Source organism: Thermosipho africanus Ob7, assembly GCF_003351105.1.
Lineage (GTDB): Bacteria > Thermotogota > Thermotogae > Thermotogales > Fervidobacteriaceae > Thermosipho > Thermosipho africanus.
Map to the genome: position 1 here is coordinate 28,583 of NZ_NKRG01000007.1, position 14,113 is coordinate 42,695.

Here is a 14,113-nt window from a genome sequence, read left to right on the forward strand (position 1 = left end):
AATTTTAAGTGACTGTATGCTAAAAAATTCACGTGTTGACATATTTGAATTATCAGGTTAAAATAATCGTGAAAATAATAACGTTATATTTTTCACGAATAAAATAGGTGATTATATGGTTATAAAAATTTGTATGGGAAGTTCTTGCCATTTAAAGGGTTCGTATGAAGTAGTAGAGAAAATCAAAGAGATGAATCTTGAAGGTGTTAAGTTGTATGGTTCGTTATGTTTTGGAAAATGTGCTAATGGAATAAACATTGAGATAGATGGAGTGTTGATTTCTAGTGTTACTCCGGATAATGTTAAGGAAAAAATTGAAAAATTCCTAAAAGAAGGGAATTAATATGGAAAAGTATATTATTTCAAATCAAGCTAATTGTAAATATTGTTATAAATGCCTTAGGAATTGTCCTGTAAAGTCTATATCGTTTTCTGATAATATTTCGAAAGTTATTGATAGTGAATGTGTATTGTGTGGTAAGTGTATTGAAGTTTGCCCGCAAGATGCAAAAAAATATTTATTTGAATATGAACGATTGAAATATTTTTTTGGAAAGAAATTCTTGGTATCTGTTTCTCCTTCGTTTTTTTCTCACTTTGATGAACCTTTCAAAGTTATTTCTTATTTAAAGAAAAATGGAGCTATTATTAGTGAAACTTCAATTGGAGCTGAATTAGTTTCCAATGAGTATAAAAAGCTTTCAGGAATAAAGATTAGCACAGCATGCCCAGTGGTGGTTGATTTAGTTGAGAAATATTATCCTGAAAAAATTAAATATTTATCACCGGTAGTTTCTCCAGCAATCGCACATGCAAGGTTCTTAAAGCAATATTTTGGAAATTATCCCCTAGTTTTTATTGGTCCTTGTATAGCTAAAAAGCGTGAGCTTGAGGAAGAATATGATTTGGTCTTAACATTTGAAGAACTTGAAAAATTTTTAGAATCTGAAAAGGTAGATATATTTGATTTTGAAGATGATTTTCCACAGGAGCCGCATCCAAAATTAGCAAGATTTTATCCTATTTCTGGTGGAATATTAAAAACTCTTGGAGAAACTTTTGAACAAGTTTTTAATGTTGAGGGAGTAAAGAATATAAAAGATTTTTTAGATAGAGTTGATGATATAGATGGGAATTATTTTGTAGAAATGTCTGCATGTATTGGAGGGTGTATAGAAGGTCCTGCATCAAGAAAAGATATAAGTCAGCTTGAAAAAAGAATAAGATTATCTCAAAATATTAAAAAAATTCCCGAAGGACTGGCAATAGAAAATGTTGAATTAGATTTAAAAAGAGAGTTCAAGGATAAAAAACATTATCACAATTACACAGAACAACAAATTCAAGAAGTTTTATTCTCGATAGGTAAAACAGACAAATCTAAGGAGTTAAATTGTAGTGCGTGTGGGTATGATACTTGCAGAGAAAAGGCAATTGCAGTTCTTGAAAAGAAGGCTGAAAAGGAAATGTGTATAACTTACCTTATAGATAAAGTTTCTACTGTCAGTAATATGGTTGTAGAAGAAACACCAAACCTTATATTAATTGTAAAAGATGGAAATATAAATTACAAAAATAAAGCAGCTCGCCTTACTTTTATGAGTTTATCTAACAAAAAGTTATGGGAAATTTTAAAAGATGTAGAGCAAAGTGAATTCAAGGAGATAGCTTTAAATAACAAAAATTTGAAGTTTTTCGTTAAAAAATTTAGTTTACCAGAGGATAGTGGTGAAGTATTTATTTTAACAGATGTTACAAAAGAGCTAGAGCAAGAAGAAAGGGTAAAGATAATAAAGAAGCAGACAATTGAAAAGATTGAAGAGGTTTTAAATAAACAAATGCTATTAGCTCAAGAAATTGCAAGCCTTTTAGGAGAATCTATTGCAGAAACAAAGTCTCATTTTACGGAATTTAAAAGATACATGGAGGAAGAAAATGATTACTTGTGAGATAAATTATGCGTCGAAGAATAAAAAAGGCGAATGGGTCTGTGGAGATTCTATAAAGATAAAAAGAAACGAAGAAAAGTGCGTAGTTAGTGTTTCAGACGGCTTGGGAAGTGGTGTTAAAGCAAATATATTATCAACGTTAACAGCTACGATGGCAACGACGATGGTTTTTAATGATGTACCTATAAAAGAAGTTTTTACATCTATTATATCTACACTTCCCACATGTAAGGTAAGAAAAATAAGTTATTCAACGCTTGCTACATGTTTAATAGACTACAAGAAAAAAAGGTGTACTATTTTTGAATATGAGTTTCCTTTGATTTTTTATTTTAGAAATGGCGAGCTTTTAAATTTAAAAAAGATTGTGAAAAAAGTAGAAAATAAAAAATTGACAGTTAGTGAAATAGATATCAAAATAGGTGACTCGATATTTTTAATGACAGATGGAATATCTCAAGCAGGAATGGGAACTGATATGTATCCATTTGGATTTGGAGAAGAAAATATAATTTTTGAGTTAAAAAATCTTTTAAAAAACAAGGTAGAACATGAAAATATTGTCAAGCATATGATTAGATTAGCAGAAAAGCTCGATAGGTATTCAAAAGGTGATGATGCATTAATAGCAGGTTTGAAAATAAGGGAGAAAAGAGTTTTGACCATAATGGTGGGGCCCCCTGAAGACGAGAGTAAAGATAGAATAGTTGTTGAAAAACTTTTAAATTCAAGAGGTAAGAAGGTTATATGTGGTGGAACAACTGGTCAAATAGTTGAAAGAATAACAGGAAAAAATATAGATGTAGACGTTAGAACAATTTCAAAAAATTCGCCGCCAATAGGGTATATGGAAGGAGTAGATCTTGTAACAGAAGGAATAATAACCTTAACACAAGTTTTTAGATATTATGAGAATCAAATAGAAGAACTTGGTATTGGGGCAAAAAAATTAATTGAGATGTTAGAAGATGCAGATGTAATAAATTTTCTTGTGGGAAGAGCAATAAATCCAGCACATCAAAATCCATTATTTACACACGATATTTCTTTAAAATTTAGGCTGATAAACGATATTTCGAAGATACTTGAAAAAAGAGGAAAAATAATTAATCTCGAATATTTTTAGGAGGTGCAGTGATGGAAAGAAATTTTGAAAAAGTTGAAGAAATTTTAAAAAAACATGGATATGAAAAAAAGAACTTAATAAAGATACTTCTTGACGTGCAAAAAGAGTACAGACATATTCCAAAAGAAGTTGTGAATTATCTTTCAGTTGCACTTGATATACCTCCTGCAAAGATATTTGGTGTTGCAACCTTTTACGCACAATTTTCACTTAAACCAAAGGGAGAATATACTATTTTAATTTGTGATGGAACAGCATGTCATATGGAAGGTTCTATGAGCCTTATAAAAGCAATTGAAGAAGAAGTTGGAGTAAAGCCTGGGGAGGTTACTCAAGATCTTAAATTTAGTTTAGATAAAGTTGGTTGTCTTGGAGCATGTGCACTTGCACCAGCAATGGTTATTAATGGTGAAGTTTATGGAAATCTCACTCCTGAGAAAACAAAAGAAATTTTAAGAAAACTTAAAGAAGGAGATGATAGATAATATGTTTAAGACAATTCAAGAAGCATTAAGCTATATAGAAAAACAACAAGAACTTAGAGAACAAAGATTAAAAGATAAGTCAATATATGTTTGTGTTGGAACAGGTTGTACTGCAAATGGTTCAAGAAAGGTATACAAGAAATTTGTTGAAGTTATTAGAGAAAAAGGTCTTGATGTGAAAGTTGAAACAATAGATGATGATGAAAGTGATGTAGTAAGGAAAACAGGGTGTTGTGGACTTTGCTCGCTTGGGCCACTTGTAAAAATAATGCCAGAAGGAATTACATATTCACATGTAAGGTTAGATGATGTTGAAGAAATAGTTGAAAAAACTATAGAACGCGGAGGACTAATTGAAAGGCTTCTTTTAACGGATTCAGTTACAGGCCAAAAAATAACCAAGCTTGAAGATGCAACATTCTTTAAAAACCAAACCTTCTACATTATGGAAGGTATTGGTACGAGTGAATGTGAAAAGATAGAAGATTATATGGGACGTGGTGGATACAAATCACTTTTAAAAGTTTTATCCTCAATGAAACCAGAAGAAGTAATCGAAACGGTTAAGGCATCTGGACTTAGAGGTAGAGGTGGTGGAGGATTTCCAACTGGACTAAAATGGGAATTTACATACAAAGCAAAAGGTGATAAGAAATTTGTTGTTTGTAACGCAGATGAGGGTGACCCAGGTGCGTTCATGAATAGAACACTTCTTGAAAGGGATCCACATTCAGTTTTAGAAGGAATGATAATTGCAGCATATACAGTTGGAGCTCAAAAGGGATATGCCTATATTCGTGCAGAATATCCGATTGCTGTAGAAATGTTTAATAAAGCAATAAATGATGCAAAGAAAATGGGATTACTTGGAGAAAATATTCTTGGAACTGGTTTTTCTTTTGATCTAGAAGTAAAAGAAGGAGCCGGTGCATTTGTATGTGGAGAAGAAACGGCACTTCTTGCTTCAATTGAAGGAAAAAGAGGGGTTCCAAGACCAAGACCACCATTTCCTGCACAAAAAGGACTATGGGGTTATCCAACACTCATAAATAATGTCGAAACATATGCAAATATTGCAAAGATAATTAGAGATGGTGTTGAAAATTACAGAAAACGTGGCGTAGAAAAATCACCTGGAACGAAGATGTTTTCTGTTACAGGTCCTCTTAAACTAACTGGAATTATTGAAATAGAATTTGGAACAACAATAAGGTACGTTTTAGAAAATATTTGTGGAGGAACAGTAGAAGGTAAGAAACTAAAAGCAATTCAGATCGGAGGACCATCAGGTGCATGTTTGCCAGAAAAGTATTTTGATTTGCCACTTGACTACGATACGTTGAAGTCTGTTGATGCAATGGTTGGTTCAGGAGGTATTGTTGCTATAACTGAAGATAGTTGTATGGTTGAAGTTGCAAGGTTTTTCCTAGACTTTACCAAGAGGGAATCATGTGGAAAGTGCGTGCCTTGTAGAGAAGGAACAATGCAATCTTATACAATTTTAGAGAAATTTACCCAAGGAAAAGCAACACATGAAGATCTTGAAAACCTTGAGAGCCTTGCAAAAATAGTAAAAACAGCTTCTTTGTGTGGACTTGGAAAAACTGCTCCAAATCCAATTTTGAGTACTTTAAAACACTTTAGAGATGAATATATGGAACATATTAACGGAAAATGTCCAAGTGGAACCTGTACGGCACTCAGAAAATACGTTATTAATCCAGAGCTTTGTAAGAGCTGTAGCCTTTGTGCAAGAGCATGTCCACAAGGAGCAATTAGCGGTGAGAGAGGTAAACCATATGTAATAGACCAGGAAAAATGTGTAAAATGTGGTATTTGTTTCGAAAAATGTAAATTTAACGCAATAGAATTGGTTTAATGGGAGGCGATCGTAGTGAAGATAATAGTTAATGGAAAAGAAACTATAATAAAGGATGATTCAAGGAATCTTTTAGAGGCATTAAGAGATATTGGAATAGAGATACCAAATCTTTGTTATCTTTCTGAAACTTCAATTTACGGCGCCTGTAGGATGTGTCTTGTTGAAATAGATGGTCAAATAATGACTTCTTGTTCTATAAAACCATATGAGGGTATGAATGTTAGAACACATACACCTGAAATATACGAAATGAGAAGAGGAATTCTTGAGCTTATTCTTGCATCACATAACAGGGATTGTACAACATGTGAAAGAAATGGAAATTGTAAATTACAAAGATATGCAGAAGAATTTGGAATAAGAAAAATAAGATTTGACAAACTTGACAAGTCAAATATTATAGATTATTCATCAATAATTATAAGGGATAATTCAAAATGTATTCTTTGCGGTGACTGTGTTAGAGTTTGTGATGAAATTCAGTCTATAGGTGCAATAGACTTTGCATTTAGAGGATTTGAAGCACAGGTTATGCCAGCATTTGGCGATGAACTTTCAACAACAAATTGTGTTCTTTGTGGTCAATGTGTGGCTCATTGTCCAACTGGCGCTTTAACATTTAGAAACGACCTTCAGAATGTATACAAAGCAATGGAGGAAGGTAAATACATTATAGGTATGATGGCACCTGCGGTTCGTGCATCGATTCAGGAAGAACTTGGAATGGAAGATGATGTTGTTGTAGCAGGAAGAATTGTTAACTTTTTAAAATCGATAGGATTTAAAAAAGTGTTTGATGTTGCATTTGCTGCAGATCTTGTAGCATATGAAGAAGCTCATGAATTTAAAGAAAGACTTGAAAAAGGTGAAAAACTTCCACAATTTACATCCTGTTGCCCTGGATGGGTAAAATTTGCAGAACATAATTATCCTGAATATCTTAACAACCTTTCAACTGTAAAATCTCCGCAACAGGCATTGGGAAGTATTATAAAGAAATTCTATGCAAAGGAAATAGGAGTAAACCCAGAAGATATTTATCTTGTGTCTATAATGCCATGTACTGCTAAAAAATTTGAAGCAGAACGTGAAGAGCTTGTTGGTGAAGTTGATGCAGTAATTACAACAAGAGAATTATCACAGTTAATAAGATCAAGTGGTTTTAACTTGAAAAATGTTCCACCAGTTCCATTTGATAGGCCATATGGATTATCATCTCAGTCAGGTTTAAGCTTTGGAAAAACTGGTGGAGTATTTGGAAGCGTATTGAAAGTATTAGAAAGCGAAATTGAATTTGACGATATAAAGACTGAAGAAATTGAAAAAGGTATTCGTGTTACTAAAGCTACAACAAAAGATGGTAAGGTAATAAGCGGAGTAGTTGTATTCGGTCTTGGCAATACAAGAAAAGTTATTGATTCGATTAAAAATGGCAAGTTAAAAGTGGATATAGTTGAAGTAATGGCTTGTGACTATGGCTGTATTGGTGGTGGAGGGCAGCCTTATCCAAATGATGCAAGAGTAAGAACGAAAAGAGCAAAAATTTTAAATGAGGTAGTGGGTATAGATGTTTTGATTTCACCAAATGAAAACTATCATATGCTTTCATTGTATGAAAGATATCTTGAAAAACCATTAAGTCATGTTTCCCATGAAGTATTGCACACAACATACAGAAATAGAAAAAGAATAAACGATGAAGATATCGAAATATTACCTCTTCCAGTTGAAGAAGATAAAAAAACAACGGTTAAAGTATGCCTTGGAACATCCTGTTACTCAAAAGGTTCATATGATATACTTTCAGACTTAATAGATGTAGTAAACAAAGAAGAATGGGCCAAAAATGTTGAAATAAAGGGCACCTTCTGTGTTGAAAACTGTGGTAAGTCTCCAAATGTTGTGATTGATGATACAATAGTAAGTGAGGCTACCACAGAGAAAGTGAAAGAGGTGCTCAAAAAACATGTCAAATCTGAAAAAGGATAGGAAACCTTTGGAAATACCAAAACCAACTTTTGAAAGATTAAAAAAGTATCTTGCATTGCTTTTGCAAGAAGAAAGTGAGTATATTTCGTCTGAGGGTATTGCTGAAAAATTGAATATTACACCTGAACAAGTTAGGAAGGATTTTACTTACATTAACATTAAAGGAAAACCAAAGGTTGGCTATCATATCCCTCCACTCATAAACGAGCTGAGTGAACTTTTTGGAATTGGGGTCATGGATAACATCATAATAGTTGGAGCTGGAAATCTAGGAAGTGCTCTTGCAAAGTACGCTGGATTCAAAAAAATTGGTGTTAGAGTAGTAGCTATCTTTGATAACGACCCAGTTAAGATTGGAAGCTTTGTGGGAGAACTCTCCGTTCTCCCTTTTTCTGAAGAAAATTTGAAGAGAGTTATAAAACGTTTTAAAGTAAAGATAGGTGTTATATGTGTTACTGAAGAGAGCGCTCAAGAAGTTGCAAATGTGCTTGTAAGAAATGGCATAAAAGCTTTATGGAATTTTGCACCAGTTACTTTAAAAGTACCACCAGGAATAGTTTTGGAAAATCAAGATATAACTACGGGTGTTTTAACAATAAAACACCTTCTTGAAAAAAAGTGAAAAAGTGAAAAAGCCAACATGGACACCACACCATCCCATCCCCCCAACCTCCCATTGGGGGGATTTAATTAATTATAATTATCTGGAAGGTCATTTTCAAATAACACTACATCGCCGGGTTGTAAGAAAGTTTTAAATTTTTCTATAACCTCGTTGAGATCTTCCACAATGAATATTTTACCTTCAAAGTTTGAATCAATCAATCCTTTGTAAATTTTTTCTGTTCTTTTTTCTCCTATTAAGAATACAACATCTACATATTTAGCTATTTCTTTTCCTATTTTGTAATGTTCTTCATCTTCCTTCTCACCAAGTTCTACAAATCCTGGAGTTACAAGGATTTTTCTTTTGTTTTCAAAAAGTGAGAGATATTCGAGTGCCATTTTAAATCCTTTTGGATTTGAATTAAATGTGTCATCTATAACGGTTATAGTATCGTTTCTTACTATTTCAAGTCTGTGTTTTGGTTTTACAATATTTTTTGCCCTTTCTATTACTTCTTCTACTGGGACTTTTAGTTCAAAGCTTGCAACTATAGCAAGAAGAAGGTTTCTAATATTTTCGTATCCGTATACATTAGTTTCAAAGTAAAATTTTTGATTATTTGGAGTAATAATTGCAAAGTTAGCTCCATCTTTTGAAATTTTTAATTCTTCTACTTTATACTGTGCATTTTTTTCATTGATTGCACAGGTAATTATTTCTTTTTTGGTGTCTATATTTTCTAAAACATTTTTAATATTTTCGTCGTCTATGTTTGCAATTATTTTTTTTCCTGAGCGCTCATCAAGAATAAAGTTTTTAAAGTTTTGAATAATATTGTCCAGACTTTCAAATTCTTCAAAATGTTGAATCCCAATTGAGGTTAGAATAGATATTTGAGGTTTTATAAGTTCTAACAATTTAGAATAGCCATAATTATCATTTTCGGCAAGTTCAACAATAAAAACTTCATGGGATTTATCTAATTTTTCACGTATTGTTTTTGTTATTCCCATTGTTGTATTGTAACTTTCAGGCGTCATTAAAGATTTATAATGCTCGGCTACAAGATGGTGGAGATAGTACTTTGTACTGGTTTTTCCATAACTTCCTGTAACTGCAACTGTTAAAGGGTTAAGCCTTGATATTTTTCTTTTTGCATCTTTATAGTAATGTTCATTAATTAACCTTTCTATTGGTATTAAAATTCCATTGGTTATGTAATAAAAAAGAGAATTGAATAAGACAAACGTAAATGTTATGATTTCATAGATTATGTTATTATATATAAATGTTAAAGACAAAAAAATTGCGAATAAGAAAAATGAGGTGTACATTAACCTTCTAAGTCTTTTTGTAAAAACTAATCTTTTCTTTTTCTTTTTCAAAAGAAATAGCTTTAAATCAAGAAATATTGATATTAATAATATTAAAGAAGCAAATAGTGGGTGGAAAAAGTATAATATAAAAGATGCTATTAGTAGAATATTAATTATGTATTTATTTATGTGAGAAAAGATCCACCTTATATATTTTTTTTCTGAGTATTCTTCCAATTGTAGCATGTGAAGTGAGTAAAGAGATCTAATAACAAAATTAGCAGCTAAAAGTGATAGAAATACCTTATCCATTGTTGATCTCTCCTATAAACTTTTTTAAATCATATAGAAAACTATCAAAATTTTCCAAAAAAGGAAAATGCCCTGCGTTTTCATAAACTATTAATTTTGAATTTTCAATATACTGGTTGAATTTGATTCCTACTTCTACTGGAACTGCATCGTCGTTTTTTCCAAATATTATTAAGGTATCCTTTTTGATCTTTTTTAATTCTGTAGATATATCTTCATTGATAACATTTTTTAAAATTTCTCTCATAATACCTTTTGATGATTTATAATCTTGTGAGCCAAATTTATTTCTTAGTTTTTCAAGACTTTTTTTTAGACCAAAGGTATAAAAAATTTTTGCAAGTAGTTTATAAGTAAAAATTTTAAGTCTAGTCTTAAATTTTTTCTTAGTCTTAATCCCAGGTGAGGAAATTATAACAACTTTCTCAAGCCAGCATGGGTTTTTGCTTGCAATTAATGAAGCAATTTTTCCTCCAAATGAGTGTCCAACCAGTATTAAACTATCTAAATTTAACTCGTTTATAAAGCGTTCAATTAAGTTAGCATAATCATAGCTTGAATAAATTGAGTTTGGAAGAGAGCTTTCACCAAATCCTGGTAAATCAATTAAAAATGACCTGCATTTTAGTTCTTTTGCAACGGGCAAAAAAGAATTTAAATTTGCTCCCCAACCGTGTAAAAACAGGATGTTTTTTGTGCCATTTTCAATAACTTTGTAGTTTATTGTAATATCTGAAATTTTTTTCTTCATTTTTCCACCTTTAAGTCGAATAGATTTGTATCTATGGAGTATATTTTGGATTTTTTGTCTTTAAAAGCTTCAAAAGCAATTGAAATCATGTTATCAATTACCTGAGAAAATGTGAAACCGCTCATTTGCCATAGATAGTATGAAAGTGCACCAGGAATGCTATTAACTTCGTTAACGTATATTTTATTATCTTTAGATAGCAAAAAGTCAATTCTTATATTTCCATGACATTCCAGTGCATTAAATGTATCACGCGCTATAGATTTTATGGTATTTTTTAAATTTTCATCTATTGGTGCGGGAATTATATGATTTGAAAATTTTTTACCTTTTTGAACGTATTTTTCGTTGTAATCAAAAAAATCTTTTTGTTTTTTTATTTCTTCTATTTCTGATACAACTATGTTTTTATATCCCATTACTGCACAATTTAACTCTCTAGAATCTATCCACTTTTCAACTATAACTTTGTCATCGAAAGAAAAAGCAGTTTCAATTGCTTCTTCTAGCTCGCATTTATCATTTACTTTTTTTACTCCAATACTTGAACCAAGCCTTGCAGGCTTAACTATCATTGGATATTCAAGAACTTCTTTACAATGATTTAAAAAGTCATTTGTGTAATTTTTTTTGTTTGTGTATAGAAAATCAACTACAGGAATATTTTTTTCTTTTAAAATAAGTTTTGTTATAACTTTATCCATTGTGTACATTGAAGAGTACATTCCACAACCCGTATAAGGAACATTTAGAAATTCGAGCATTCCCTGGATGCTACCATCCTCACCGTTGCTTCCGTGAAATGTTAAAAGACAGACATCGATAGTAATTTTTTTTATACTGCTATGTAAGATTAATTTTCCATCTTTTGCAGAAATAGATAAAATTTGTTTTGCTTTTTTTTCAAGTCTTTCAAGATTTTTAAAATTTTCAAGGTCTTCGAGAATCTTTCCCGTTAGCCATTTTCCATCTTTGGTAATATATATGGGAATTATATTGTATTTGTTTTTATCAACAAAATTCAGCACTTGATGTGCTGTTATTATAGAAATCTCGTGCTCTACGCTTTTTGAACCAAAGAATAATCCAACGTTTATCATATCTACCTCCAATTATAGAAGATGTTTTTCAAGCATTTCAGCAACTATTGCTGAAGGGAACGGAGCAAGTTTTTTAAGATTTTGTTGTATTTCAATAGTACTTCCTTCAACACTTCTGTCAAGTGCAATTTTTATTGCACAAAATTCAACATCGTTTTCATAACAAACCTTTGCAATTGCAGCACTATCCATATCAACTAATTCAGCTTTTGTTTCGTTGAATATTCTTGTTTTTTCTTCTACTGAATCAACAAATATATCTCCACTTGCGATTGGTCCAAGTATAACCTTGTTATACACGTCGGATATACGTTCGATAAGTGTTTGAGAGGCTTTAATTTTTTTAATTTGCTTTTGTCTAAATTTTATATCATGTTCAATATATTCTGTTCCACAGACAATATCGCCAATTTTTCTTTCGCTGTTAATTATTCCAGCGCCTCCGCAATGTATAAAGTATTTTGGATGAAAATTATCAATAAGTGCTTGGGCCATCATTGCAGATTCTACTTTCCCTATAAGACCGTAGACAAGGAGGACTTCGTTGGCACCTATAAGTCCTCTCATATATGGCCTTTTGAGAATTTCTCCGTTTTCCAAGACTGGCATTAACTCTCTAAATGCCCCCACTATTTCTTCGCGCAAAACACTTGTTATTACTATCATTATTTCCCCCCGCTTCTGATTACCATATGTATTTCAAAGTCTCCTTCTGAGAAAATATTCAAAGGAAGTTTTAGTATAACACCTTCAGCCGTAATTTGTATTTCTTTTCCTGTTATAACTGTTGGAGGTGTTATGTCAACTTTATAATTGTTTTTTTCAAGGTTCATTGCTATTGAACCACTTGCCATATTTCCAAGTTCCCCTAATGCACTTAACGCAAGTTCGTCAAGATTGTCATATGGCATCCCCATCATTTTACTTACAACGTTTTTTGCGGTTTCTTCATTAAATGAGTAAATTAAATTTCCATCTATATCTCCGTTAAAACCTATAACTGTGACTATAGGATATTTTGGTTCTATACCCTTTGCGATCTCTGGTTTTAAGACCTTAGGTTCTACCTGTAATACCATGTTAAAAGTTGAATTAACCGCAGTTATTAAAGAATTTATTATCTTTGCATCCATAGTTGCACCTCCTTATCAAATGTCATTCTTCCAAATTTACCTTCAGCAACAGCCTTAAAAAAGTTGTTTTTTGCCCTTTCAAAATCTACAAGTCCACCTTTTGCTAGATATCCGCGCTTTTTTCCAAAATTTTCTATAAATTCTTCAAATGTTTCTTTAATATTTAATTCATTACTAAAAATTTCATACGCACGTGTAATTATATCATATTTATCAACCGATTCTACAGGAATACTACCAATTAAAAGTAATTTTGCGGTCACATCTTTATTAAAAAGTTTTGAATATAGTATTCCAGGAGTATCAAGTAGCTTTACTTTACCAAGGTTTATCCATTGAAGACCCCTTGTAATTCCAGGAGCCATTCCTGTTTTTGCAAGTTTTCTTCCAGAAACTTTGTTTATTATAGATGATTTTCCAACATTTGGAACACCAGCTATTAGTATCCTTGTCTCTTTTAATTTTTCTTTTGAATAGGTTTTAATAAACTTTTTAATTTTTTCAACGGACTCTTTCTTTGAAAATGTTATAACAGGATTGGTTTTGCTAATTTCCTTAACCCAGAGGTTATTGTATGTTTCATCTGAAAGGTCAGCTTTGTTTAAGACAAACAAAACATCTTTATTGGAGAATATATTTTCTTCAAAGGCAGTAGTTGCAAGGGGTGCTCTTGCGTCTAGAATTATCATTATAGTATCGACAGCTTTTAGGTATTCTTTTATTTTTCTTTTTGCCTTACTTATATGACCAGGATACCACATTTATTTTGGCACCACCAAAGTACCAACATTTTCTTCTCTAATTGCACGCAGTAAATTTCCCTTTTTGAAGAAGTCCATTACCAAAATTTTCATGTTATATCGTCTACAAATTGAAAATGCTTCTGTATCCATAATTTTTAATTCTTTTTCAATTGCCTCGTCAAAGGTCAATTTATCAAATTTTATTGCATCTTCGTATTTTTTTGGATCCTTATCAAATATTCCTGAAACTTTTGTGCCTTTAATTAATATATCTGCTTTCATTTCAACGGCTCTCAAAGCTGCAGCAGTATCAGTTGTAAAGAATGGGTTACTTGTACCACCTGCAAAGATTACAAGGTATCCTGCATCAAAATAAAGATTTATATCATCATAATGAATGGGCCTAATTGATGGAAGAGAGGTAACCTGTGAAACTACAACAGTTCTTAATCCGTGTTTTTCAAATAGGTCTTTTAGGTATAACGCGTTGATTACGGTGCCAAGCATTCCGATTTGATCTGCAATTGTGGGTGACAATTCTTTCATTTCTCTTCCCCTGAAAAGGTTTCCGGCCCCTATTACTATCCCAATATTTGTACCGTATTCCAGAACAGACTTTAATTCATCAATAAGGTAAATAATTTTGTCAATATTGAATCCTTTTTCACCTTCACCGCTAAGTACCTCACCGCTTAATTTTAGAAGAACCCTTTTGTACAT

The 14,113-nt window shown here is 31.8% G+C and carries 14 protein-coding genes; 7 read left to right on the forward strand and 7 right to left on the reverse strand.

Annotated elements, in window-relative coordinates:
• Positions 1–85: 85 nt before the first annotated feature.
• From OB7_RS07850 to OB7_RS07880, 7 genes are read left to right on the forward strand one after another with little or no spacing between them, the layout of a single operon-like run.
• Positions 86–343 carry an NAD(P)H-dependent oxidoreductase subunit E gene (locus OB7_RS07850; RefSeq protein ID WP_258167446.1) on the forward strand — a complete coding sequence of 86 codons (258 nt, stop codon included), beginning with the start codon at positions 86–88 and terminating at the stop codon, positions 341–343.
• 1 nt (position 344) lies between these two features.
• On the forward strand, positions 345–1,949 hold the full coding sequence (locus tag OB7_RS07855) for a [Fe-Fe] hydrogenase large subunit C-terminal domain-containing protein (protein ID WP_114702969.1): 1,605 nt from the start codon (positions 345–347) through the stop codon (positions 1,947–1,949).
• Complete coding sequence (locus tag OB7_RS07860) at positions 1,936–3,075, forward strand: SpoIIE family protein phosphatase (protein ID WP_114702970.1); 1,140 nt, start codon at positions 1,936–1,938, stop codon at positions 3,073–3,075. Before OB7_RS07855 ends, OB7_RS07860 begins: the two co-directional genes overlap by 14 nt.
• 11 nt (positions 3,076–3,086) lie before the next feature.
• Positions 3,087–3,560: an NADH-quinone oxidoreductase subunit NuoE family protein gene (locus tag OB7_RS07865; protein WP_004100354.1), complete on the forward strand. Its 474-nt coding sequence runs from the start codon at positions 3,087–3,089 to the stop codon at positions 3,558–3,560.
• Position 3,561: 1 nt separating this feature from the next.
• Positions 3,562–5,439 carry an NADH-ubiquinone oxidoreductase-F iron-sulfur binding region domain-containing protein gene (locus tag OB7_RS07870; protein ID WP_004100355.1) on the forward strand — a complete coding sequence of 626 codons (1,878 nt, stop codon included), beginning with the start codon at positions 3,562–3,564 and terminating at the stop codon, positions 5,437–5,439.
• Positions 5,440–5,454: 15 nt separating this feature from the next.
• The gene (locus tag OB7_RS07875) at positions 5,455–7,431 is read left to right on the forward strand and encodes a [Fe-Fe] hydrogenase large subunit C-terminal domain-containing protein (protein WP_012579795.1); all 1,977 of its coding nucleotides are present in this window, start codon (positions 5,455–5,457) and stop codon (positions 7,429–7,431) included.
• Positions 7,409–8,053 carry a redox-sensing transcriptional repressor Rex gene (locus OB7_RS07880; protein ID WP_012579796.1) on the forward strand — a complete coding sequence of 215 codons (645 nt, stop codon included), beginning with the start codon at positions 7,409–7,411 and terminating at the stop codon, positions 8,051–8,053. Before OB7_RS07875 ends, OB7_RS07880 begins: the two co-directional genes overlap by 23 nt.
• 68 nt (positions 8,054–8,121) lie before the next feature.
• Here the strand turns inward: OB7_RS07880 and OB7_RS07885 are convergent, their stop codons facing one another.
• Genes OB7_RS07885 through pyrH form a run of 7 tightly spaced genes read right to left on the reverse strand, consistent with a single transcriptional unit; the run spans position 8,122 to position 14,113 of the window.
• Positions 8,122–9,666: a Mur ligase family protein gene (locus OB7_RS07885; RefSeq protein ID WP_114702971.1), complete on the reverse strand. Its 1,545-nt coding sequence runs from the start codon at positions 9,664–9,666 to the stop codon at positions 8,122–8,124.
• Positions 9,659–10,417: an alpha/beta fold hydrolase gene (locus OB7_RS07890; RefSeq protein WP_114702972.1), complete on the reverse strand. Its 759-nt coding sequence runs from the start codon at positions 10,415–10,417 to the stop codon at positions 9,659–9,661. The genes OB7_RS07885 and OB7_RS07890 overlap by 8 nt, the downstream gene beginning before the upstream one ends.
• A complete protein-coding gene (locus OB7_RS07895; protein WP_114702973.1) occupies positions 10,414–11,517 on the reverse strand; it encodes a D-alanine--D-alanine ligase family protein in 1,104 nt (367 codons plus the stop codon). The genes OB7_RS07890 and OB7_RS07895 overlap by 4 nt, the downstream gene beginning before the upstream one ends.
• A 12-nt stretch (positions 11,518–11,529) precedes the next feature.
• Positions 11,530–12,183: a 5'-methylthioadenosine/S-adenosylhomocysteine nucleosidase gene (locus OB7_RS07900; RefSeq protein WP_004100365.1), complete on the reverse strand. Its 654-nt coding sequence runs from the start codon at positions 12,181–12,183 to the stop codon at positions 11,530–11,532.
• Positions 12,183–12,650, reverse strand: coding sequence for a chemotaxis protein CheX (locus OB7_RS07905; protein WP_114702974.1), 468 nt, complete (start codon positions 12,648–12,650; stop codon positions 12,183–12,185). Before OB7_RS07905 ends, OB7_RS07900 begins: the two co-directional genes overlap by 1 nt.
• On the reverse strand, positions 12,635–13,411 hold the full coding sequence (ylqF, locus tag OB7_RS07910) for a ribosome biogenesis GTPase YlqF (RefSeq protein ID WP_012579801.1): 777 nt from the start codon (positions 13,409–13,411) through the stop codon (positions 12,635–12,637). Before ylqF ends, OB7_RS07905 begins: the two co-directional genes overlap by 16 nt.
• A complete protein-coding gene (pyrH, locus tag OB7_RS07915; RefSeq protein WP_004100371.1) occupies positions 13,412–14,113 on the reverse strand; it encodes a UMP kinase in 702 nt (233 codons plus the stop codon).

Excerpts from the sequence above, each read along its gene's own strand:
- OB7_RS07865 (WP_004100354.1), top strand. The coding sequence starts at position 3,087 with ATGGAAAGAAATTTTGAAAAAGTTGAAGAAATTTTAAAAAAACATGGA.
- OB7_RS07860 (WP_114702970.1), top strand. The coding sequence starts at position 1,936 with ATGATTACTTGTGAGATAAATTATGCGTCGAAGAATAAAAAAGGCGAA.
- OB7_RS07870 (WP_004100355.1), top strand. The coding sequence starts at position 3,562 with ATGTTTAAGACAATTCAAGAAGCATTAAGCTATATAGAAAAACAACAA.
- pyrH (WP_004100371.1), bottom strand. The coding sequence starts at position 14,113 with ATGTACAAAAGGGTTCTTCTAAAATTAAGCGGTGAGGTACTTAGCGGT.
- OB7_RS07905 (WP_114702974.1), bottom strand. The coding sequence starts at position 12,650 with ATGGATGCAAAGATAATAAATTCTTTAATAACTGCGGTTAATTCAACT.
- ylqF (WP_012579801.1), bottom strand. The coding sequence starts at position 13,411 with ATGTGGTATCCTGGTCATATAAGTAAGGCAAAAAGAAAAATAAAAGAA.
- OB7_RS07895 (WP_114702973.1), bottom strand. The coding sequence starts at position 11,517 with ATGATAAACGTTGGATTATTCTTTGGTTCAAAAAGCGTAGAGCACGAG.
- OB7_RS07880 (WP_012579796.1), top strand. The coding sequence starts at position 7,409 with ATGTCAAATCTGAAAAAGGATAGGAAACCTTTGGAAATACCAAAACCA.
- OB7_RS07855 (WP_114702969.1), top strand. The coding sequence starts at position 345 with ATGGAAAAGTATATTATTTCAAATCAAGCTAATTGTAAATATTGTTAT.
- OB7_RS07890 (WP_114702972.1), bottom strand. The coding sequence starts at position 10,417 with ATGAAGAAAAAAATTTCAGATATTACAATAAACTACAAAGTTATTGAA.
- OB7_RS07885 (WP_114702971.1), bottom strand. The coding sequence starts at position 9,666 with ATGGATAAGGTATTTCTATCACTTTTAGCTGCTAATTTTGTTATTAGA.
- OB7_RS07900 (WP_004100365.1), bottom strand. The coding sequence starts at position 12,183 with ATGATAGTAATAACAAGTGTTTTGCGCGAAGAAATAGTGGGGGCATTT.